Here is a 21,536-nt window from a genome sequence, read left to right as displayed (position 1 = left end):
CTCCATCGATACAGGGAGTCCGATGGTAGCGCCGGGCCGCGCCCGGCGTGTTCGCCATGGGTGAGGAGGCCGGGCATGGCCCGGCGCTACTCATTGCCAGTAGATCCACGCCATGCGTGGATGCTCCACCGATCAGGCCTTCAGCAGCTCGAACTGCACGGCCTCACCGGCCATCGACGAGGCACACACCCACACATCGAACAGGCCCGGCTCGGCACGCAGCACGCCGTCGCGGCCGGTGAATGCCAGCTGCTCACGGGTCAGGGTGAACACCACCTCGGTCGATTCGCCCGGCTGCAGGGCGACCTTGCGGAAGTCCTTCAGCTCACGCACCGGCCGCACGCGGCTGGCCACGCGGTCGTGGATGTACAGCTGCACCACTTCCTCGCCGGCCACGTTGCCGGTGTTGGTCAGCGTGGTGGTCAGGGTCAGGGCGTCGTCCCAGCCGACGCGCGCACTGCTCAGCTGCGGCACACCGTAGGCGAAGGTGGTGTACCCGATGCCGTGGCCGAACGGATACAGCGGCTCGTTCGGAATCTCGCGCCAGCGTGCCTTGAACTCCGACATCGTCGGCAGTTCCGGGCGGCCGGTACGCGGGTGGTTGTAGAAGTACGGCTGCTGGCCGGACACCTGCGGGAAGCTGACCGGCAGGCGGCCGGACGGGCTGTAATCGCCGAACAGCACATCGGCGACGGCATGGCCGGTCTGCGTGCCCAGGTACCAGGTGATGGCCACGGCATGCGCATTGCGCACCGCGCCCTGCAGTGCCAGCGCGCGGCCATTGCGCAGCAGCACCACCAGCGGCTTGCCGGTCATCGCCACCGCTTCGGCCAGCGCCTGCTGTGCCGGCGGCAGGGTGATCTCCACGCGCGACTGTGCCTCACCGCTGTAGCGCTGCGGCTCGCCCAGCGCCAGCACCACCACGTCGGCACGCAGCGCAGCCGCCACGGCCGCTTCGGTGCCACCGGCAATGGCCACTTCCAGCTCGCAACCCGGCACCACTTCCAGCAGCGCATCATCGCCGATGGCCGCGCGCACGCCGGTTTCCAGGTCCACGTAACGCTGCTTGTCGCCGAACAGCGTCCAGCAGCCTTCGATGTTGTCGCGGTCCTGCACGAACGGGCCGATCAGCGCGATCTTCTGCCCGTTCTTCTGCAGCGGCAGCACGTTGTCGCGGTTGTTCAGCAGCACGATCGAACGACGCGCGGCATCACGCGACAGTTCGTCATGGGCGGCGATATGCGAGGTATCGGCTTCGCGCGCCGGGTCCAGCGAACGGTACGGGTCGTCGAACAGGCCGATGGTTTCCTTCAGCCACAGGATGCGGCGAACGCCTTCGTCCAGCACGCTCATCGGCACCTCGCCGCTCTCCACCAGGCCCGGCAGGTGCTCGGCGTAAAAACCGCTCTGCATGCTCAGGTCGAGGCCGGCGGTGAACGCCTTGGCGGTGGCGTCGCGGTCATCGGCGGCATAGCCGTGCGCGACCAGTTCCATGTCGGCGGTGTAGTCGGAGATCACCACGCCCGGGAACTTCCATTCACCGCGCAGGATGTCGGTCAGCAGCTCGGCGTTGGCGCTGGCCGGCACGCCGTTGATGTCGTTGAACGAGGACATCACGGTGATCGCGCCAGCGTCGAAGGCAGCCTTGAACGGCGGCAGGTGCACGTCGCGCAGGGTCTGCGGCGAGATGTCCACCATGTTGTATTCCATGCCGGCCATCACCGCGCCATAGGCGGCGAAGTGCTTGGGCGTGGCCAGCAGCGAATCGGCGGCGCGCAGGTCGCTGCCCTGGAAGCCACGCACGCGGGCGGCGGCAAACGCACAGCCCAGTACCACGTCCTCACCGGCACCTTCGGCACCGCGGCCCCAGCGCTGGTCACGGGCGATGTCCACTGCCGGTGCGTAAGTCCAGTGCAGGCCGGCAGCGGTGGCTTCAACCGCGGTGGCGCGCGCAGTGCGCTCGGCCAGGTCCGGCTCGAAGCTGGCCGCTTCGCCCAGCGGAATCGGGAACACGGTGCGCATGCCGTGGATGACGTCGGCAGCCAGGATCACCGGGATGCCCAGGCGGCTCTCTTCGGTGGCGACCTGCTGGATGCGGCGGCCGAGCTCGGCGCCGACACCATTGAACAGCGAGCCGACCTTGCCCTCGCGCACCTGCTGCAGCACCTGGTCGGCATTGCGCACGTTGGCTTCCGGGTTCACGTCCGGGGCGAACGGGCGGACCATGTCCGCGAAGACACCCAGCTGGCCGACTTTTTCCTCGACGGTCATCTGGGCAATGAGGGATTCGATGCGATCGGAGGCCACCGGCAGTCCTTGATGAAAACGTTTACAAGCCCGGCATTCTAGCGATCCCGGACGATTTGGCGAGAGGTTTCGTCATTCAGTTTCAGCCACCAGCCGGATCCGTACGGTCCGGCCGGGGGCATCGCAGCTTACTCCGAGCCGGCCAACCGGCGCTGCCCGGCCATCAACATGGCGTCGCTGGACGCCTGGAACACCCGCAGGCCAAAGGCCGGCAGGATCGCCAGCAAGTGGTCGAAGATGTCCGACTGCACCGCCTCGTACTCGCCCCAGGCGGTGCTGCGGGTGAAGCAGTACAGCTCCAGCGGCAGGCCTTCGGTGGTCGGCTGCAGCTGGCGCACCAGCAGGGTCATGTCGGTGTGGATGCCCGGGTGGCTGGCCAGGTAGCGCTCCACGTAAGCGCGGAACGTACCCAGATTGGTCACCCGACGGCTGTTGACCTCGGCCACGCCCTGCTCGCGCAGGCGCCCGTTCCACTGGCCCAGCTCCTGCTGCTTCCCGCGCAGGTAGTCGCCCAACAGAGCGAACTGGCCAAGGAAGGCCAGGTCATCCTCTTCCATGAAACGCACGCTGTGCTGGTCCAGGTACAGTGCGCGCTTGATCCGGCGTCCCCCCGCTTCCTGCATGCCACGCCAGTTCTTGAACGACTCGGTCACCAGCTTCTTGGTCGGGATGGTGGTGATGGTCTTGTCGAAGTTCTGCACCGTCACCGTATGCAGGGCGATATCGATGACATCGCCGTCGGCATTCTGGCTGGGCATCTCGATCCAGTCGCCGATGCGGATGCGGCCATCACCACTGATCTGCACGCTCGCAACCAGAGACAGGATGGTGTCCTGGAAGATCAGCATCAGTACTGCAGTGGCCGCGCCCAGGCCGGTGACCAGGTAGCGCAGGTCGACGCCGGCCAACGTGGCAACGATCGACAGCCCGGCGATCACGAAGATGATGATCTTGGCGACCTGCAGGTAGCCCTTGATCGGCTTGTTGCGCGCCTCGGGGCGACGCTCGTACAGGTCGTTGGCCGCATCCAGCGCGTGCGACAGCGCCAGCACCACGGTCAGGATTGCCCACGCCTGGCAGGCACCGATGATGAAGCCGACCAGGCCCGGCGGCAGGTCCGGCACGATACGGATGCCCGAGGCGATCACCTGGCTGGGCACCACGTTGGACAGCCGCGAGATGACCCGCATCAGATGGCTGCCGCGACCGGTGTCGGCACCGGGCAGGCGGTTGAGCAGTCGCCGCAGACCGCGCAGCAGGATGCGCTTGGTCACCCAGTTGGCCAGGCCGGCTGCGATCAGCAGGGCCGAGATCATCAACGCCAGGTAGGCGCCAGGATAGGGTTCCAGTGTGTTCTGCAGCTGTTCCAGCCACTGTACCGCCACCACTGCGTCCACCATCGGTTGTCTCCTTCTTCATTGCTGTTGAGGTTGCCGGCCAGCGGCTGGCACTACCGGGGGTTGCCAGCCCGCGGCTGGCACTACCGGGTCAGTCCCGCGAGCGTTCGATGATCACGCCGACCGCGCGCGCGCCGCGCACCGCACCGGGCTTGCTCAGCTTCAGGCGCAGCCACTTCACGTCGAACTCGTCCAGCACGATCTGCGCGCAGCGCTCGGCCAGGGTTTCGACCAGCCCGAATTCCGACTCGCGCACGAACTGCTCCAGGCGCTTGCTGACCGCCTTGTAGTTCAGGGTATGGGCAATGTCATCGCTGGCCGCCGGACGACGGTTGTCGAAGCCCATCTCCAGATCGAACACCAGGTCCTGGCGGATCCGCCGCTCCCAGTCGTAGATGCCGATCAGGGCGTCGATCGTCAGCCCTTCGATGAAAACCTTGTCCATTGCGGTTACCAGCCGGAAAACAGGCGGTCATGGTAACGGGACGGCGGTGAGCCTGCCCGGAACGGGCGAGGGGCAGCCAGCAGGAATGCGGTGCCGGAAAAGACAAAGGGCCCTGCTAGCGGGGCCCTTTGGTACCTCTCAACGTCCTCGGGGGGAGCTGGAATCCAGCCGCGAGTCCCGAAGCACACGTTGCCAAGGATGAAGTTCATTTCCCTTGTCGTCCAGAGGCATTCACGACATTCCGGGGAAGTCCGAATGCCGTTGGGAGTTCTGCCAGGCAACCGGATGGGATTGCCCGATATCACCTGTTCGGCTTCCGGCGCACGCTGGTGATCCACAACGTGATGCCGCCGCCAATGAAAGAGCAGAGGATTCTGCAAGCAGCACTATCCCGACCACGCTGGGCAACCTACAAACGCATCGCAGACCGTCATTCCCTGGATGCGACCTCGCTGTATGTCTGGAACATGCAGATGTGTGGCGCTTTGCTATCGCCGCTTCACATCTGTGAAATCGTCATCCGCAACGCAGTCGCCGCAGCACTGGCGCATGCCTATGGCCCCCGCTGGCCATGGCATCCAGCATTGCTGCAGCGCATGCCCGCCGATGGCGCGCTGTCGGCGTTGCAGGACCTGCACAAGCGATCGAATCAGCCGATGAACACGCCAGAGATCATCGCCAACCTTCGATTCGCATTCTGGCAGCACCTCTTTACACGGCGTTTTGAGGGGCCCCTGTGGACGCGAAGCCTGAAGGTCGCTCTGCCCAACGCTCCACAGAACACTGTCGGCATCGTCCGCACCACCATCCATGCCGACCTCGACCGCATCCGCCACCTGCGCAACCGCATCGCCCACCACGAACCGATCCTTGAGCGCGACATCGGTGCCGACCTCGCCGCGATCGGGCGGCTGATCCACGCCCGTTGCCCGCACACCCTGGGCTGGCTGCAGCGCCATGAACGGGCGACGACGGTGCTGGCGGCCTCGCCACTGCTTGGCAAACGTCGATGATGTTGCCGGCCAGCGGCCGGCATCACAGGAACAGGTCCGGCTCAGACGGCCGGCAGCGTCGCCATGTCCCAACGCGGGGTGACGTCCACCCTCGGCGGGCTGTGCTGGCCCGCCTGCAGGCGCAGCGCGCCAGCGAAGGCAATCATCGCGCCGTTGTCGGTGCACAGCGCCGGCCGCGGGAAGCAGGCGCGCCCGCCAAGGCGCTCGGCCATCTGCTGCAGGCGTGCACGCAGGCGCTTGTTGGCGCCGACGCCGCCGGCCACCACGATCACGTTGGTGCCCGCCGCTTCCAGCGCACGCTCGCACTTGATGGACAGGGTCTCGACCACGGCATCTTCAAAGCCACGGGCGATGTCGGCGCGGGTCTGCTCGCTCTGGTCGCTGTCGCGCCAGGCCATCAGGACCTGGGTCTTCAGGCCGGAGAAACTGAAATCCAGGCCCGGGCGATCGGTCATCGGACGCGTAAAGCGATAGACGCCCGGCGTGCCCTGCTCGGCCAACTTGGCCAGTTGCGGCCCGCCGGGGTACGGCAGGCCCATCATCTTGGCGGTCTTGTCGAAGGCTTCACCGGCCGCGTCGTCCAGGGTTTCGCCCAGCAAGCGGTACTGGCCGATGGCATCGACGGCCACCAGCTGGGTATGGCCGCCGGACACCAGCAGGGCCACGAACGGGGCCTGCGGCGGATCGTCTTCCATCAGCGGCGCCAGCAGATGGCCTTCCATGTGGTGCACGCCCACGGCGGGTACCTCCAGCGCCCACGCCAGCGACCGGGCCACGCCGGCGCCCACCAGCAGCGCCCCGACCAGGCCGGGACCGGCGGTATAGGCCACGCCGTCGATGTCGTTCACGCCGAGCCCAGCCTCGGCCAGCGTCTGCCGCACCAGCGGCAGCAGCTTGCGCACGTGGTCACGGCTGGCCAGCTCGGGCACTACACCGCCGTACTCGGCGTGCAGCGCGATCTGGCTGTAGACCGCATGGGCGCGCAGGGCCGCGCTGCCGGACAGGTCGGTGTCATACACCGCCACGCCGGTCTCATCACAGGAAGATTCGATGCCAAGGACTCGCATGCCTGCTATTATGACGCCCCTGCCAACCCCTCGGGGGAACTGGCAGGTCTCACTGCAATCCAACAACCTGCCCCTATTCAGGATTTGCGGCTTGCAGTTTGTTTATTCGCCACTATAATGTGCGGCTCGCCGGGCGTGACCCGGTTCTACTGTGTCCCGGAGATTCCATGCCCAGCGTCAAAGTCCGCGAGAACGAACCCTTTGAGTTTGCTCTTCGCCGCTTCAAGCGCACTTGCGAAAAGGCCGGTGTGCTGGCCGAAACCCGCAAGCGCGAGTTCTACGAAAAGCCGACCCAGGAGCGCAAGCGCAAAGCCGCCGCTGCTGTGAAGCGTCAGCTGCGCCGCTCGTCGCGCGACGTTACCAAGCGTCAGCGCCTGTACTGATCGGACGCATCTTCATTGCGGTGGGCATTCCCTGCCGCGATGGAGTCGAAGCCGGCACGCGCGAGCGTTGCCGGCTTTTTGCGTTTCCGGGCCCGGGCATCCGCCCTGCCCCACTACCACCACGAGGTTCGTCATGAGCATGAAGCAGCAGCTCACCGAAGACATGAAGGCCGCCATGAAGGGCGGCGAAAAGCACAAGCTGGGCGTAATCCGCCTGATCAACGCGGCCATCAAGCAGAAGGAAGTCGACGAGCGCATCGAGCTCGACGACACCGCCGTGATCACCGTGCTCGACAAGATGGTCAAGCAGCGCAAGGACTCGGTCAGCCAGTTTGAAGCGGCCAACCGCGAAGATCTGGCGGAAATCGAACGCGCCGAGATCGTGGTGATCGAAGCCTACCTGCCGGCCAAGATGGGCGAAGCCGAGATCGTCGCGGCGATCCAGGCGGCCATCGCCGAGACCGGCGCCAGCAGCGCGGCCGACATGGGCAAGTTGATGGGCGCGCTGAAGCCCAAGCTCGCCGGCCAGGCCGACATGGGCCTGGTGTCCAAGCTGGTCAAGCAGCAGCTGGCGAGCTGATTCAGCTTCCCGCATCGCACAGGACAAGGCCCGCATTCGCGGGCCTTGTCATTGTTGCCTGAACCACGCTGATTACTGTGCCTGGCGGCAATTACGCAATGTCATCGAGCTTTCCTCAACCGAACTCACTTCACCTTCCAGCTTGGCCCAGTCGCGCTCACGCAGCATTGTCACGTAGGCCGCCTGGTCCGATGCGAACTCACAGCGGATGGTGTAGTTGTTGTTGTTGAAGGTGTCGTTCTGACGGATGCGCAGCAAGCCGCGGGTCGGCGTCACCAGATAGTTGATTGAGCCGATGTCGCCAGGTCGCGTCGAGTACCGGCTGGAATTTACCGTATAGATCTGGCCATCGATCCGGTAGCGCTGCCCCACGTACTTCGCATAGACCGGCAGGAAAGTGGCCGAACGGTCACCCATGTCTTCCTTGTTGGTGGTGGTGCCCAGCATCAAGTCCTTGAAGCTGCCTGCACTGTTGTACAGCGCCATCGTGTCGCGTACTTCCTTGCCCATCTTCTTGGACAGGTCCGGCGCATTGACTTCCTCGGCAGCCGGCATCGGGTACTGGGTGCGCGCGGCGGCGGCAAGGGCATCGCCCTGGCTCCCGGCCTTGAGCTTGTCCAGCATCTCGCACATCGACTGCCGCGCGATCTGCGGCTCAATCGTCTGGCCACGAGCCAGCTTGGTGGTCAGGGTGACGCGACCGGAACGATCGGCGGTTCCGATCAACACCAACGGCGTCCGCAGGCCCTTGCGCTGGATCAGGTACTGGTCGCCCGTATTGCCCTCCACGAGCTGTCCACCCACGTCCAGCTGATCGTCGCCACCGATCTTGCGCAACTGGTCCAGTGCGCTCTGCACCTTCAGTCCTGGAATGGTGAGATCAGCCATGTACAACGCGCCATTGCGCGGATCGCCCACCGTCTTGAACGCCTTCTCGCAGGCCGCGGAAGCCGCGACCGAGCCACTCATCGCCAACAGCATCATCGTCGTGCAGACCATTCCTTTCATAGATCGTCCTTTTTTGCTGTGAAGTTGCAACCTCGCGGCCCTGCGCCCCCGCAACGGCCTACGGATACTGCGGCGGCAGCCCTCTTGATGCACCGCCGGTCCGGACAGAAGGATAGCGCGCTCGCAGCCGCAGACGTGTAGCTGAATGGGAACTTCACCCTTCGCGAAGCGCGGTTTTGCTAGAACAAGGGCACTCCGCCTGCACTTGAACCACTCAATGCCACAGTCGCCCCCTTCCCTGCACACCGTCCGATCCCGCCTGGAGCGCCTGCAGGACAGTTTCCCGATGGCCGTGGCCAAGCGCTTCGTCGAGATCGACGTGCTGACCCAGGCCGCTTCGGTCTCCTTCTATGCCCTGCTGTCGATGGCCCCGCTGCTGGTGCTGTTGCTGTGGCTGACCGCCTCGTTGTATCCGCCGGCGCAGCAGGCACTGATCGGGCAGATCGGCTCGGTGGCCGGCAGCAGCGTGGCCAGCGTGGCCGACACCGTGCTGCACAACGCCAACAGCCAGCCCAGCGTCGGTTCACTGGCCGGGGTCTGGAGCACGTTGCTGTTGTTCGTCGGCGCCACCGCCGTGTTCGCGCAGCTGCAGAACGCACTGAACCGTATCTTCCATACCAGCGGGCAGCGCCTGGACGGGATCAAGGCCTGGCTGCGCAAGCGCGTGTTCTCGTTCGGCGTGGTGCTGGCACTGGGCTTCCTGCTGATCCTGTCGATGACCGCCACCACCGCGCTGCAGGTGGTGTTCGCGCAGCTGCCCTCGGTGCTGCCCGCAATCGGTTATCTGACATCGCTGCTGCTGTACACGCTGGCCTTCGCCTTCCTGTACCACTACCTGCCGGACCGCCGCGTGGCCTGGCGCCAGGCGTTCATCGGCGGCGCCATCACCTCGTTGCTGTTCACCCTCGGCCGTTATGGCATCGGCGTCTACATCAGCACCGTTGCCCCCGGCAGCGCCTACGGCTCGATGGGTGCATTGGTGATTTCGCTGGTCTGGATCTACTACGCCACTGCCGTGTTCTTCGTCGGTGCATTGATGACCGCGGTGATCGACGAACGCCAGTACGCACGTGCACGCCTGGCCAGCACCGATGTGGCCCCACAGGAAACCGGCCCGGCCGCCGCCAGCGAGTAAACTAGGGGACTTGCCGCCCCCGCAGCGCGCCCTGGCGGCCGCGCCCTGTCCTGTTGCCCATGGCCCGTATCCCAGACGCTTTCATCGACGACCTGCTGGCCCGCTCCGACATCGTCGAGGTGGTGGGCAGCCGCGTGCCGCTGAAGCGCCAGGGCAAGGAGTACGCCGCACGCTGCCCCTTCCATGACGAGCGCTCGGCCTCGTTCACCGTCTCGCCAACCAAGCAGTTCTATCACTGCTTTGGCTGCGGCGCGCACGGCACGGCGATCAGCTTCCTGATGAACTACGACCGCCTCGAGTTCCTCGACGCGGTGGATGAACTGGCCAAGCGTGCCGGCATGGAAGTGCCGCGCAGCGAGAACCCGCGCAGTGCGCAGCAGCAGGATGACAGCCGCGAGCTGTACTCCGCGCTGGATGCCGCTACCAAGTTCTTCCAGAAGAACCTGGAAGGCAGCGACAAGGCACGCAGCTACCTCGACGGCCGCGGCGTGGACGAAGAGAACCGCGCGCGCTTCCAGATCGGCTATGCACCGGATGGCTACAGCGGCCTGCGCGATGCGCTGGGCAAGGACGAGCGGCGGATGAAGCTGCTCGACCGCGCCGGCCTGTTCTCCAAGAACGACCGCGGCCACGTCTACGACAAGTTCCGCGACCGGGTGATGTTCCCGATCTTCGACCGCCGAGGCCGGGTGATCGCCTTCGGCGGGCGCGTGTTCGAGAAGGACGACGGCCCCAAATACCTCAACTCGCCCGAGACCGCGCTGTTCCACAAGGGCCGCGAACTGTACGGCCTGTGGCAGGTGCGCCAGACCAACCAGAAGATCGAGCGCTTGATCGTGGTCGAGGGCTACATGGACGTGGTTTCGCTGTTCCAGTTCGGCGTCACCCAGGCGGTGGCGACGCTGGGCACGGCAACCACGCCGGATCATGCCGAGCTGCTGTTCCGCAACGCGCCGGACGTGTTCTTCTGCTTCGACGGCGACGCCGCCGGCCGCCGCGCCGGCTGGAAAGCGCTGGAATCGGTGCTGCCACGCATGAAGGACGGCCGCCAGGCCTTCTTCCTGTTCCTGCCCGACGGCGAAGACCCCGACAGCATCGTGCGCAAGGAGGGGGCCGAGGCCTTCGACGAGCGCCTGAAGCAGGCCACGCCGCTGTCGCAGTTCTTCTTCGACGAGCTGACCCGCGAGATCAATCTCGGCACGCTGGACGGCAAGGCACGGCTGGCCGAGCGCGCCAAGCCGATGCTCGCGCAGATTCCCGATGGCGCGTTTGGCGATCTGATGAAGCAACAGCTGGGGCAGCTGACCGGCCTGGGCGGCAACGCGCAGGCGGGCCGCCCGCAGATGCCCCAACGCGCCGTCTCGCGCACGATCCAGCCGGTGGCCAAGCGCAGCCTGGTGCGCGGCGCGATCGCCGTGCTGCTGCAGCAACCAACGCTGGCCCTGACCCTGGGTGGCAAGCATCACTTCCAGGGCCTGCGCCTGCCGGGCGTGGAGCTGCTGCTGGAACTGCTGGAGCTGGTCGAACAGCGCCCGGACATCAGTACCGGTGCCCTGCTGGAGCATTTCGACGGCCGCGAGGAACAGGCCTCGCTGCACACCTTGGCCGCGCAGACGCTGGCGGGCGATGAAGCGATGTGGACGGTGGAACTGCATGACGCGGTCGGGCAGCTGGAAAAGCAGCTGCTGTTCCAGCGGATCGACGACCTTAACGCCAAGCAGCGACAACAGGGTCTGGACGATACTGACAAGTACGAGATGCGCGAGCTGCTGAAGGCCCGCGCCAATCTGCGCCTGTAGCGGCAGAACACATCCCCGGAGAGACCATGCTGCTGCGCCTGACCTGCCTGCTGTTGTTGTCGCTCTGTCCGGTTCTGCCAGCCTGGGCTGCGGACCCCGCCCTTGCTGAAGTCCGCCCCGGCCTGTACGCGGGCGGCCAGCCTACGGCCGCGCAACTGCGCGAACTGGCTGCACAGGGCGTGCGCACGGTGATCGACCTGCGCCAACCCGATGAAGATCGCGGCTTCGATGAAATACGCCAGGCCGAAGCGCTGGGCCTGCGTTATGTACGCATTCCGGTGGCCGGTGCCGAGGGCCTGGATGCCGCCAACGTGCGCGCCGTCCACCAGGCCCTGCAGCAGAGCCAGGGGCCGGTGCTGCTGCACTGCGCCTCAGGCAACCGCGCCGGTGCCGTACTCGGCCTGCTCAACGCGCGCTACGAACACGCCAGCGCGGAACAGGCCCTGCAGCTGGGCCAGCGTGCCGGCCTGAAGTCGCTGGAAGCAGCCACCCGCGAGCGCCTGGCGATCCCTTCTCCCACCCCCTGATTCCCGGGGTAATCCCCCCGCACCATGGAGCCTATCCACCATGACCCACTGGTGGTCGCGCCTGCGACCGGACAACTTCACCCTCGCCCTGCTGTGCACCGTCGGCCTGGCCTCGCTGCTGCCGATGAAGGGCGCTGCCGCCCTGGTGCTCGACGATGTCACCACCGTCGCCATCGCCGCACTGTTCTTCCTGCACGGCGCGCGCCTGCCGCGCGAGTCGATCATCGGCGGCATGCTGCATTGGCGGCTGCACCTGACCATCCTCGCCTGCACCTTCATCCTGTTCCCGCTGCTGGGCCTGCTGTTCAAGCCGCTGTCGGGCTGGCTGCTGACGCCTGAGCTGTACCTGGGCGTGCTGTTCCTGTGCACCCTGCCGTCCACCGTGCAGTCGTCCATCGCGTTCACTTCGATGGCGCGCGGCAACGTGCCGGCGGCCGTGTGCAGTGCCTCGCTGTCGAGCATCCTCGGTGTGTTCCTGACGCCACTGCTGCTGACCGCGCTGGCCGGTACCTCCGGCGGCGTGCACGACCCGCTGCATGCCATCGGCGGCATCATGCTGCAGTTGCTGGTGCCGTTCGTGGCCGGCCACCTGCTGCGCCCGTGGATCGCCGGCTGGGTGGAGAAGCAGCGCGCGCTGCTGCGCTACACCGATCAGGCCACCATCCTGCTGGTGGTGTACTCTGCGTTCGGCGAAGCGGTCACTGAAGGGCTGTGGAGCAAGACACCGCTGCTCTCGCTGTTCGCGGTGGCGGTGGTGGCGGCGGTGCTGCTCGGCATCGCCATGCCGCTGATCACCTTCATCGCCCGCCGCCTGCGCTTCAACCGCGAAGACGAGATCGCCATCGTGTTCTGCGGCTCGAAGAAGAGCCTGGCCACGGGCGTTCCGATTGCCAAGGTGCTGTTCGCTGGCGGCAGCCTCGGCGCGATCGTGCTGCCGGTGATGATCTACCACCAGATCCAGCTGATCGTCTGCGGCGTGATCGCGCAACGCTACGCCAAGCGCGCGCCCTGACCGGCAGAACTGCCATCCACGCATGGCGTGGATCTACTGTAGTGCCGAGCCCATGCTCGGCTGATGCCTGATCCAGAGTAGATCCACGCCATGCGTGGATGCCTCAGCCCATCACAACCAGGGCAGGATCCAGTGATCCACCAGCAGGAAGGCGAACAGCGCCATCAGGTAGACGATGGAGTAGCTGAACATCTTCATCGAGAACAGCTCATCCGGCGGGTTGAGCATGCGCCAGGCGTACCAGAGGAACACGGCGTTGAGCACGATCGCGCCGCCCAGGTAGAACGCGCCGCTCATGCCGACCAGGTAAGGAAGCAGGCAGACCAGTGCCAGCACCACCGAGTACGCCATGATCTGCTTGCGCGTGTGCACCACGCCATGGGTGACCGGTAGCATCGGGATTTCCGCCTTGGCGTAGTCCTCGCGACGGAAGATCGCCAGTGCCCAGAAGTGCGGCGGCGTCCAGATGAAGATGATCAACACCAGCAGCGACGAGTACGCCCAGTCCGACGAGCCCTGCATGCCGGTCACCGCAGCCCACCCCAGCATCGGCGGCATCGCGCCGGCCAGACCACCGATGACGATGTTCTGCGAGGTCGCTCGTTTCAGGTAGACGGTGTAGATCACCGCATAGCCGATCAGCGAAGCGAAGGTCAGCACCGCGGTGATCCAGTTCACCCACAGCACCAGGATCGCCATCGACAGCACGATCAGCACGCTGGCGAATACCAGCACCTGCCATGGCTTGACCTTGCCCACCACCAGCGGTCGCCACGAGGTGCGCGCCATCTGCGCGTCGATGTGTGCATCCAGCAGCTGGTTGATGGCCGCAGCTGCCGACGCCGCAAGCCAGATACCGAGGAAGCCGAGCACGCCGGCGCGCACCTGCTCCCAGCTGGGCACACCCGGAATGGCCAGGACCATGCCGACCAGGGCGGTGAAGACGATGAGGGCGACGACCTTGGGTTTGGTCAGGTCCCAGTACTGGCGATAGTTGGAAAACATGGAATCAGTCCGGGGCACGCAGGCGGGCCAGCAGGCTGACCAATACAAACAACAGGGCAACGGCAACGCCGTTGTGCGCCACTGCCACTTCCAGCGGCAGTGCAAGCTTCACATTGAGGATGCCGAGGGTAACCTGCAGCACCAGCAGCGCGACCAGAGCCGAGGCCCAGCCACGCATGCTCGGCAGCCGGAACAGGCGCAGGCCCAGCCACAGCATGTAGACGGCAACGACAATCGCGAACAGGCGATGGGCCATCTGGATGGCGATGCGCGAGGCACCGTCGAGCACACCGCCTTCGTAATCCACGCCGACGCCACGCCACAGCGTGAAGCCCTCGGCGAAGTTGTGCTGCGGCCACCACTGGTTGGCGCAGCGCGGGAAGTTGTCCAGCGAGGCACTGCCGCCGCCGCACGCCAATGCCGCGTAGTTGGCACTGACCCAGCCGCCGAGCGCGATCTGGGTGACCAGCACCGCCACACCGATGCGCAGCAGCCACTTCAGCTTCGGCGCCTCGGCCAGGGTGATCGGCATGTGCGTGGCACGCCACGCCATCCACACCAGCAGGCCGAACATCAGCATGCCGCCCAGCAGGTGGCCCATCACCACGATCGGCTTGAGCAGCAGGGTCACCGTCCACATGCCCAGCAGGGCCTGGAAGATCACCACCGCCAGCGTCAGCAGCGCAGCGCGCGCCAGGTCGATGTTGCTCCAGCGCAGTGCGGCGATCAGCAGGATGGCCTCGCCGATCAGTGCCAGCGCGCTGGCGGTTCCATGCCAGCCCATCATGTACAGCGGTATGCCCGCAGCCACCAGCACGCAGGCGGTGACCACGGCCGTGCTGCCGAATCGCCGCTTGCGCGTGGCCAACAGCGCCAGGGTCAGGATCTCGATGCCGAGCGCGCCGGCCAGGAAGCGGTGCACCTGCTCACGCCAGGCCTTGTGCGTTTCCAGCGGACGGATCTCCACCGCCGGATGCCCGATGGTCTCTTCCACGTGCTGCGGCCAGGTCGCCTGCCCATAGCAGGTTGGCCAGTCCGGGCAGCTCAGGCCGGCATCGGACAGGCGCACGAAGGCGCCGAACATGATCGTGCTCGCGGTCATGATCATGGCGAACCACGCCAGGCGGTGGAAATTGCGGTGCAGCGCCGGACGCGCGGAAAGGCTCATCAAACGGGACTCACTTCAGTTTCAGCAACGTGGCCATGTCCTTGCGCAGGCCGCCGAGATCGCTCCCGGGGGCATGACGCATGATCACGAAGCCGTTCGGATCGATCACGTAGACCGGCAGACCTGCCGGATCATCGACGCCGGGCAGCGCCGCGCGCAGGGCTGGCGACGGGGCCAGCGGCCGCAGCGCGGGCAGCGAGGCGATCGACGCCGGTGGCGTTCCCAGCCACAGGATCTCGACATTATCGGCGTTATGGCCGAACAGCTGCCACACCTTGCCCAGTCCCTGCGACAAAGTGACGCACTGCGCGTCGCAGGCACCGGCCGGTGCCACCAGCAGACGCCACGTGCGCGCGTCAGGGTTCCAGGGGTAGGCCGCGCCATTGGCCAGCGTCGGTGGTTGCTGGCGCAGGTCCACCGGCGGCTTCAGCAATTGACCACTGTTGCGATGCGCGGTCGGCTGCCAGCCCGAGAAACGCAGGATGGCGGCCAGCGCCATCGCCCCGAAGAAAACGGCGAACAGCAGCACCAGGGTCCGGCGGCCATTGCCGCGCGCCTGCGGGGAGGTAGCAGTGTTCATGCGGGGCATTTTCTCATGGTTGGGAAAGGGATGCCGGCCAGCGGCCGGTACTACCGGGCACCGGGCCGCCTCCTGCGCCATTCCAGTACCAGCGCTACCACCAGCACGGTCAGCGCCAGCCCGAACCACTGCACGGCGTAACCCAGGTGGCGCTGCGGCGGCAGCGTGTTCGGCAGCAGGTCGAGATCGCGCTCATCGCCGAACGGCAACGCCGGATCCAGCCGCAGTACGCGCTCGGGTAACGACGGCAGGCCCAGCGCGGCGGCCAGGCCATCGGCGGGAAGGCGACTGGCCAGCCAGCGCCCTGCAACATCGGTGGTGGTGAACGCCGGCCCCAGCGCCAAGCCGGCCGAAGGGGGCGGTGCCAACAGGCCACGTACGTTTACCGGCGACGGCGGTGCGGGCACCACCGGCAACGTGCGGTCGGGCGGCAGCGCGCGCCAACCCAGGTCCACCAGCAACACGCTGCCCGCGTCGCTGCGGAACGGACGATAGATCTTCACTCCGGCGCGGCCGTGGCGGGTCTGGTTGTCCAGCAGCACCACGCCCGGCAGGAAGCGACCGTGATCGGCCACGCCATGCAGCGCGCCCTGCGCCGCCAGCGCCTGTGCCAATGGCATCGCCTGCGCCACGGCCGGGGCCTGCGCATCCAGCAACGCCTGTTTGGCATGCATCCGCTGCAGCTGCCACAGGCCAAGCGCGGTGAATCCGGCCATTGCCAGCAGCGCCATCAGCCATCCAATCAGGCGCGTGTGCTGGCGCATCATGACAAGTCCGCGCAAACGCGGTCAGATAGGCACATCCACCCAGCCCTCGAGCCGCGCATGAGTGATTCGCTGAAGACCCTGCTGGTAATCGCGTTTCTGATCGTCATCGTCTGGAATCTGGGCGCCGGCCTGTATTACCTGCTGGTGGACCGCGGCCAGACCAAGCGCACGGTCAATGCACTGACCCGCCGCATCGGAGTGTCGGTGGCGTTGATCGTACTGGTGATCGTGTGCATCTACATGGGCTGGATCAAACCGCACGGCATCGGCAGCTGACCCCACGTCAGACCAGGCAGCGCCGGCGGCTGGGGCTGCCGACGCCTGCGCGGTCAAAGCACGTAGACGAACAGGAACAGCATCAGCCACACCACGTCGACGAAGTGCCAGTACCACGCGGCCGCTTCGAAAGCGAAATGGTTGTCGCGGGTGAAGTGTCCCTTCGCCGACCGCAGCCACATCACGATCAGCATGATCGTTCCCAGCAGCACGTGTGCGCCGTGGAAGCCGGTCAGCATGAAGAAGGTGGAACCATAGATGCCCGAGCCGAGCGTCAGGTTCAGCTCCTTGTAGGCGTGGATGTACTCCTCGGCCTGCAGGGTCAGGAAGCCGAGGCCGAGCAATACCGTCAGGCCCAGCCAGATCAGCAGCTGGCGTCGGTTGCCCGCCTTCAGCGCATGATGGGCGATGGTCAGGGTCACGCCCGAGGTCAGCAGGATCAGCGTATTGATCAACGGCAGGCCCCAGGCCGGAATGGTCTGGAACGCGCCACCGATCGCTGCCGGGCCATTGGTCGGCCAGCCGGCCGAGTAGCCCTGCCACAGCAGTTCGTTGGTCATCACCCCGCGCCCTTCGCCGCTCAGCCACGACAGGCCGAGGTGGCGGGTGTAGAACAGCGCACCGAAGAAGGCACCGAAGAACATCACTTCGGAGAAGATGAACCAGACCATCCCCATCCGGAACGAACCATCCACCTGCCGGTTGTAGTTGCCGGCCTGCGACTCGCGCACCACGTCGCTGAACCACCAGAACAGGGTCAGCACCAGCATCGCCACGCCGGTGTAGAAGGTCCAGCGGCCCCAGCTGGCGTCATTGAGCCAGCTGGCCACGCCGACCATGGTCACCATCATCGCGATGGAACCGACGAACGGCCATTTGCTCTGGGCCGGGACGAAGTACACGTTGGCGTCGGTAGGTGTCTGGGCCATGGTCGGTATCCGGGTCAGGGAGCAGCGTGGGCGCCTGCCGACGTGGCGGCCGGAGCCAGCCGATCGGACAACGCATCGTTGCGGTAGAAGGTGTAGGACAAGGTGATCGTGCGGATTTCCGGCGGCAGGTCCGGATCGACGATGAAGCGCACCGGCATATCGCGCTTCTCGCCGGCCTGCAGGGTCTGCGCGGTGAAGCAGAAGCACTCGGTCTTGCTGAAGAATCCCGACGCGCGTGCCGGTGCCACCGAGGGCACCGCGCTGCCGACCACGGCCTGCTGGCTGTCGTTGCGGGCGAAGTACAGCGCCTCGTTGAGCTCGCCGGGCACCACATCCATGGTCAGCTGCTCGGGATGGAACGACCATGGCAGTCGCGAATTGACCCCGCCATCGAATTCCACCCGCACGGTGCGCTTGCCACTGGCCGCACCGGTACTGGCTTCGCTGCCCGGGCCACGTTCCAGGCGCACGCCGAACACCTTCTCGCAGGCGATGCGATACAGCGGCACCAGCGAGAACGTCAGCAGGAACACCACCACCGCAACGCCGATCAGGCGCGGCAGGCCGGCGCTGCGTGACGGAGCGGTGGCCGGCGTTTCGCTCATCGACCGATCACGCCGCTGAGGATGAAGCCGACGTAGACCAGCACGGCGATCGCGCCCACCCACAGCGCGGTGCGCTTGGCGCGCTGACGCTGCTGCTCGATGCCGGCGCTCTGGGCTTCGCCTTCGCGGTTGTAGAGCCGAGCCATGCTCGGCCGCTTTTCGTCAGTCGAGCATGGCTCGACTCTACAGCTCTGGAGCGGGCTCTCGTTATGCATGCACCACCTCAATGACCGATATCGTCGTGGGCCAGGTCACCCGGGCGGATGGTCGGCGGCGTGGTGAAGGTGTGCGCCGGTGCCGGCGACGGCAGCGTCCACTCCAGGCCACGCGCGCCTTCCCAGGAGCGCGCCTCGGCCTTCTCGCCGTTGCGCAGCGAGGACAGCAGGATCGCGGCCATCATGAACGGCGTGGCGAACATGCCGAACGCACCGATCGAGCTGATCAGGTTCCAGTCGGCGAACGCCACCGAGTAATCGGGGATGCGCCGCGGCATGCCGGCCAGGCCCAGGAAATGCTGCGGGAAGAACAGCAGGTTGACGAACACGATCGACCACCAGAAGTGCACCTTGGCCCACTTCTCGCTGTACATGCGCCCGGTCCACTTCGGCCACCAGTAGTACACCGCCGCGATCAGCGCGAACACCGCGCCGGTCACCAGCACGTAGTGGAAGTGGGCGACCACGAAGTAGGTGTCGTGGTACTGGAAGTCGGCGGCCACGATCGCCAGCATCAGGCCGGAGAATCCGCCGATGGTGAACAGGATGACGAACGCCACCGACCACAGCATGGGGGCTTCGAAGGTGAGCGAACCACGCCACATCGTGCTGACCCAGTTGAACACCTTCACCCCGGTCGGGATCGAGATCAGCATGGTGGCGAACATGAAGTAGATCTCACCACCCAGCGGCATGCCCACGGTGAACATGTGGTGGGCCCAGACGATGAACGACAGGAACGCGATCGCCGCGGTGGCGTAGACCATCGCCTGGTAACCGAACAGCGGCTTGCGGCTGAAGGTCGGGATGATCTCGCTGACCACGCCGAAGGCGGGCAGGATCATGATGTAGACCTCGGGATGGCCGAAGAACCAGAAGATGTGCTGGAACATCACCGGGTCGCCACCACCGGCCGCATTGAAGAAGCTGGTGCCGAAGAACTTGTCGGTCAGCAGCATCGTCACCGCACCAGCCAGCACCGGCATCACCGCGATCAGCAGGAACGCAGTGATCAGCCAGGCCCAGCAGAAGATCGGCATCTTCAGCAGGTCGATACCGGGCGCGCGCATGTTCAGCACCGTGGCGATGATGTTGATCGCACCCATGATCGAACTGATGCCGGCCACGTGGATGGCGAACACGGTGAACGCGACGTTGTAACCGCCCTGCAGCGACAGCGGCGGATACAGCGTCCAGCCACCGGCCGGCGCCCCACCGGGCAGCAGGAAGGTCAGCAGCAGCAGGCTGAAGGCCACCGGCAACAGCCAGAACGACCAGTTGTTCATGCGCGGCAGCGCCATGTCCGGCGCGCCGATCTGCAGCGGGATCATCCAGTTGGCCAGGCCGACGAAGGCCGGCATCACGCCGCCGAAGATCATCACCAGCGCGTGCACGGTGGTCAGCTGGTTGAAGATTTCCGGACGGATGTACTGGATGCCGGGCTGGGCCAGTTCCAGCCGGATCAGCACGCTCATGAACGCGCCGATGACGAACATGATGAAGCTGAAACCCAGGTACAGCGTGCCGATGTCCTTGTGGTTGGTCGAGAAGAACCAACGCTCGAAGAAGCTCTGCGGGTGATGGTGATCGTCGTGCCCAACTGCCGAGTGCGCCATTGCAAAACACCTCTCAGGATCGGTTGTCGCCGCGGCCGCGACAGGGCCGCGGACAGTTACATCAGGCTCCGCTGGCCGCCGCGGCAGGCGCGTTGCCGGCCTCGGCGGCGGCCGGTGCTGCCGGCTGCGCCGGCGTTTCACTGGCGGGCGCGGTGGGTTCGGCGGGCGTCGCTGGTGCAGGCGCCGGTTTGCGCTGCGCCAGCCACTGCTTGAACTCTTCCTTGGACACCGCCTCGACCACGATCGGCATGAAGCCATGGTCCTTGCCGCACAGCTCCGCGCACTGGCCGCGGTAGACACCGGGCTGCTCGATGCTGGTCCAGGCTTCGTTGATGAAGCCGGGAATCGCGTCCTGCTTCCAGCCCAGCGCCGGCACCCACCAGGCGTGGATCACGTCGTCGGAAGTGATGACGAAGCGCACCTTGGTGTCCACCGGCAGTACCAGCCGGTTGTCGACATCCAGCAGGTAGTGCGGATGGCTCTCGCGGGTCGGCACCTTGCCACTCTGCCGCATGCGGTCGGACTCACGGTCCAGGCGGCTGGTGAAGGTCACGTTCTCGCCCAGGTACTCGTACTTCCACATCCACTGGTAGCCGGTGACCTTCACCGTCATCTCGGCATCGCGGGTGTCGTACATCTTGATCAGGTTGGCCGTGGCCGGCCACGCCATCACCACCAGGATGATCACCGGGATCACCGTCCAGATGACCTCGGCCTTTGTGTTGTGGCTGAAGGTAGCGGCGACCGCGCCCTTGGATTTGCGGAACTTGAACATCGCGTAGGCCATGGCGCCGAACACGATCACGCCGATCACCGTGCAGACGATCAACGAGAGGTTGTTCGATTCCCAGGCCAGGCGTGAGGTCTGGGTCACCCCCTTGCCCATGTTCAACTGCCACGGCTTTGGATCGGCCGCCTGGGCCAGCGCCGTCCCCGGCATCGACAGCAGGGCCCCCATCGCGGCGGCCATTGCAACGCACTTCGTGCCCCACCCTCTGCTTTGCTTCATTGCCTAGACCCTTAGCGTCGTCGGTTGCCGCCATCGCTGGCGGCGAGCAAATCTTCAAGCGTTTCAACAAGCGTTTGACGTTCGGCCGGCGCGAGAAAACTCCCCACCTCCACCTGCCGGCCGCTGGATGCCAGCCGGACCCTCTGGTCGTCGGTGAGCAGGCGCACCCAATGCGGATGAGCCCGGAACACCGGCGATCCACCGGGCACGGGGATGACCTCCACGTACGCCGGCACTACCCGGATCTCCTCCTGCCGTTCACCGCTGCGCCACAACGCGCGCAACGCGGCTGCCAGCAACAGGCTGTACAGCAGCGCGAACAGGGGGGCGAATGCGTTGCCGGCCACCCACCCGAAGGCGGACACCAGCCACATCACTCCCGACAACACAGCAAACAACAGGACGAACTGCCGGGCATCGAGCGCCCGTGGGGGACGCAGTCGCAGCTGCGTACCTGACCCATCCGGAGCTGTAAGCACCTCGATCATGTCGCAACCGCGTTCCTGCCGCGGGAAACGTCTTGATGGTAGCCCTGCCCTCTCGCCGGTAGCAAGGGTGCATTCACACTTTTTCCGATGCTGCAACACAGCATGACCACAACGGCGCGGATGACGAATTCGGCACAAAATGGCCCGACTTTGCTGAACACGCTGAATCCACCACCGCTAGGGGCTATCAGCGTTCATGAAGGTG

The 21,536-nt window shown here is 65.8% G+C and carries 23 protein-coding genes; 8 read left to right on the top strand and 15 right to left on the bottom strand.

Features of this window, described 5'->3' with window-relative positions; all coding sequences use genetic code 11:
* Positions 1 to 132: 132 nt before the first annotated feature.
* The 3 genes from QOL57_RS17155 to folB all read right to left on the bottom strand — a co-directional run bounded on the left by QOL57_RS17155 (position 133) and on the right by folB (position 4,149).
* Positions 133 to 2,307: a glycoside hydrolase family 3 N-terminal domain-containing protein gene (locus QOL57_RS17155; RefSeq protein WP_089238250.1), complete on the bottom strand. Its 2,175-nt coding sequence runs from the start codon at positions 2,305 to 2,307 to the stop codon at positions 133 to 135.
* A 128-nt stretch (positions 2,308 to 2,435) separates the two neighbouring features.
* The gene (locus QOL57_RS17150) at positions 2,436 to 3,707 is read right to left on the bottom strand and encodes a mechanosensitive ion channel domain-containing protein (protein WP_089238248.1); all 1,272 of its coding nucleotides are present in this window, start codon (positions 3,705 to 3,707) and stop codon (positions 2,436 to 2,438) included.
* Positions 3,708 to 3,795: 88 nt separating this feature from the next.
* Entirely contained in the window at positions 3,796 to 4,149 is a 354-nt protein-coding gene (gene folB, locus QOL57_RS17145; protein ID WP_025878255.1) for a dihydroneopterin aldolase, read from the bottom strand.
* A gap of 329 nt (positions 4,150 to 4,478) precedes the next feature.
* On the opposite strand from folB, the gene QOL57_RS17140 reads away from it, so the two are divergent.
* Positions 4,479 to 5,162, top strand: coding sequence for a hypothetical protein (locus tag QOL57_RS17140; RefSeq protein ID WP_342351553.1), 684 nt, complete (start codon positions 4,479 to 4,481; stop codon positions 5,160 to 5,162).
* A 41-nt stretch (positions 5,163 to 5,203) separates the two neighbouring features.
* On the opposite strand, the gene tsaD is transcribed toward QOL57_RS17140, so the two are convergent.
* The gene (gene tsaD / locus QOL57_RS17135) at positions 5,204 to 6,229 is read right to left on the bottom strand and encodes a tRNA (adenosine(37)-N6)-threonylcarbamoyltransferase complex transferase subunit TsaD (RefSeq protein WP_089238244.1); all 1,026 of its coding nucleotides are present in this window, start codon (positions 6,227 to 6,229) and stop codon (positions 5,204 to 5,206) included.
* A gap of 167 nt (positions 6,230 to 6,396) precedes the next feature.
* On the opposite strand from tsaD, the gene rpsU reads away from it, so the two are divergent.
* Both rpsU and QOL57_RS17125 read left to right on the top strand, forming a co-directional pair.
* A complete protein-coding gene (rpsU, locus tag QOL57_RS17130; protein WP_002808376.1) occupies positions 6,397 to 6,612 on the top strand; it encodes a 30S ribosomal protein S21 in 216 nt (71 codons plus the stop codon).
* A gap of 133 nt (positions 6,613 to 6,745) precedes the next feature.
* Positions 6,746 to 7,192, top strand: coding sequence for a GatB/YqeY domain-containing protein (locus QOL57_RS17125; RefSeq protein ID WP_089238242.1), 447 nt, complete (start codon positions 6,746 to 6,748; stop codon positions 7,190 to 7,192).
* Positions 7,193 to 7,264: 72 nt separating this feature from the next.
* Here QOL57_RS17125 and QOL57_RS17120 read toward each other — a convergent pair whose 3' ends face one another.
* Positions 7,265 to 8,200: a hypothetical protein gene (locus tag QOL57_RS17120; RefSeq protein WP_244900737.1), complete on the bottom strand. Its 936-nt coding sequence runs from the start codon at positions 8,198 to 8,200 to the stop codon at positions 7,265 to 7,267.
* A gap of 217 nt (positions 8,201 to 8,417) precedes the next feature.
* On the opposite strand from QOL57_RS17120, the gene QOL57_RS17115 reads away from it, so the two are divergent.
* Genes QOL57_RS17115 through QOL57_RS17100 form a run of 4 tightly spaced genes read left to right on the top strand, consistent with a single transcriptional unit; the run spans position 8,418 to position 12,673 of the window.
* Positions 8,418 to 9,335, top strand: a complete 918-nt coding sequence (locus QOL57_RS17115) for a YihY/virulence factor BrkB family protein (protein ID WP_089238239.1) — start codon at positions 8,418 to 8,420, stop codon at positions 9,333 to 9,335.
* Between the two features lie 59 nt (positions 9,336 to 9,394).
* Positions 9,395 to 11,134 (top strand): DNA primase, encoded by a 1,740-nt coding sequence (dnaG, locus tag QOL57_RS17110; protein WP_089238237.1) that lies wholly within the window; start codon positions 9,395 to 9,397, stop codon positions 11,132 to 11,134.
* 26 nt (positions 11,135 to 11,160) lie between these two features.
* Positions 11,161 to 11,661 carry a protein tyrosine phosphatase family protein gene (locus QOL57_RS17105; RefSeq protein ID WP_089238235.1) on the top strand — a complete coding sequence of 167 codons (501 nt, stop codon included), beginning with the start codon at positions 11,161 to 11,163 and terminating at the stop codon, positions 11,659 to 11,661.
* Between the two features lie 40 nt (positions 11,662 to 11,701).
* A complete protein-coding gene (locus tag QOL57_RS17100) occupies positions 11,702 to 12,673 on the top strand; it encodes a bile acid:sodium symporter family protein (protein WP_089238233.1) in 972 nt (323 codons plus the stop codon).
* Positions 12,674 to 12,784: 111 nt separating this feature from the next.
* Here QOL57_RS17100 and cyoE read toward each other — a convergent pair whose 3' ends face one another.
* Genes cyoE through QOL57_RS17080 form a run of 4 tightly spaced genes read right to left on the bottom strand, consistent with a single transcriptional unit; the run spans position 12,785 to position 16,193 of the window.
* Positions 12,785 to 13,678, bottom strand: a complete 894-nt coding sequence (gene cyoE / locus QOL57_RS17095) for a heme o synthase (RefSeq protein ID WP_089238231.1) — start codon at positions 13,676 to 13,678, stop codon at positions 12,785 to 12,787.
* A gap of 4 nt (positions 13,679 to 13,682) precedes the next feature.
* Positions 13,683 to 14,846, bottom strand: a complete 1,164-nt coding sequence (locus QOL57_RS17090; protein ID WP_089238229.1) for a COX15/CtaA family protein — start codon at positions 14,844 to 14,846, stop codon at positions 13,683 to 13,685.
* A 10-nt stretch (positions 14,847 to 14,856) separates the two neighbouring features.
* Positions 14,857 to 15,426 carry a hypothetical protein gene (locus QOL57_RS17085; protein WP_089238227.1) on the bottom strand — a complete coding sequence of 190 codons (570 nt, stop codon included), beginning with the start codon at positions 15,424 to 15,426 and terminating at the stop codon, positions 14,857 to 14,859.
* Positions 15,427 to 15,476: 50 nt separating this feature from the next.
* On the bottom strand, positions 15,477 to 16,193 hold the full coding sequence (locus tag QOL57_RS17080) for an SURF1 family protein (protein ID WP_089238225.1): 717 nt from the start codon (positions 16,191 to 16,193) through the stop codon (positions 15,477 to 15,479).
* Between the two features lie 57 nt (positions 16,194 to 16,250).
* Here QOL57_RS17080 and QOL57_RS17075 point away from each other — a divergent pair, with 57 nt between their 5' ends.
* On the top strand, positions 16,251 to 16,469 hold the full coding sequence (locus QOL57_RS17075) for a twin transmembrane helix small protein (RefSeq protein ID WP_089238223.1): 219 nt from the start codon (positions 16,251 to 16,253) through the stop codon (positions 16,467 to 16,469).
* A 53-nt stretch (positions 16,470 to 16,522) separates the two neighbouring features.
* Here the strand turns inward: QOL57_RS17075 and QOL57_RS17070 are convergent, their stop codons facing one another.
* The 6 genes from QOL57_RS17070 to QOL57_RS17045 form a co-directional block, all read right to left on the bottom strand.
* Positions 16,523 to 17,398, bottom strand: coding sequence for a cytochrome c oxidase subunit 3 (locus QOL57_RS17070; RefSeq protein ID WP_089238221.1), 876 nt, complete (start codon positions 17,396 to 17,398; stop codon positions 16,523 to 16,525).
* A 14-nt stretch (positions 17,399 to 17,412) separates the two neighbouring features.
* Complete coding sequence (locus tag QOL57_RS17065; protein ID WP_089238219.1) at positions 17,413 to 18,003, bottom strand: cytochrome c oxidase assembly protein; 591 nt, start codon at positions 18,001 to 18,003, stop codon at positions 17,413 to 17,415.
* Positions 18,000 to 18,218 (bottom strand): hypothetical protein, encoded by a 219-nt coding sequence (locus QOL57_RS17060; RefSeq protein ID WP_089238217.1) that lies wholly within the window; start codon positions 18,216 to 18,218, stop codon positions 18,000 to 18,002. Before QOL57_RS17060 ends, QOL57_RS17065 begins: the two co-directional genes overlap by 4 nt.
* Positions 18,219 to 18,226: 8 nt before the next feature.
* On the bottom strand, positions 18,227 to 19,834 hold the full coding sequence (gene ctaD / locus QOL57_RS17055) for a cytochrome c oxidase subunit I (RefSeq protein ID WP_025878294.1): 1,608 nt from the start codon (positions 19,832 to 19,834) through the stop codon (positions 18,227 to 18,229).
* Positions 19,835 to 19,895: 61 nt separating this feature from the next.
* On the bottom strand, positions 19,896 to 20,843 hold the full coding sequence (gene coxB / locus QOL57_RS17050; protein ID WP_089238215.1) for a cytochrome c oxidase subunit II: 948 nt from the start codon (positions 20,841 to 20,843) through the stop codon (positions 19,896 to 19,898).
* 11 nt (positions 20,844 to 20,854) lie between these two features.
* Positions 20,855 to 21,331, bottom strand: a complete 477-nt coding sequence (locus QOL57_RS17045) for a DUF2244 domain-containing protein (protein WP_089238213.1) — start codon at positions 21,329 to 21,331, stop codon at positions 20,855 to 20,857.
* Between the last annotated feature and the right edge of the window lie 205 nt (positions 21,332 to 21,536).

It is taken from the genome of Stenotrophomonas sp. yr243, assembly GCF_900184195.1.
Lineage (GTDB): Bacteria > Pseudomonadota > Gammaproteobacteria > Xanthomonadales > Xanthomonadaceae > Stenotrophomonas > Stenotrophomonas lactitubi.
The sequence above is the reverse complement of the archived record's forward strand: the minus strand, read 5'-3'. Positions and strand labels throughout refer to the sequence as shown.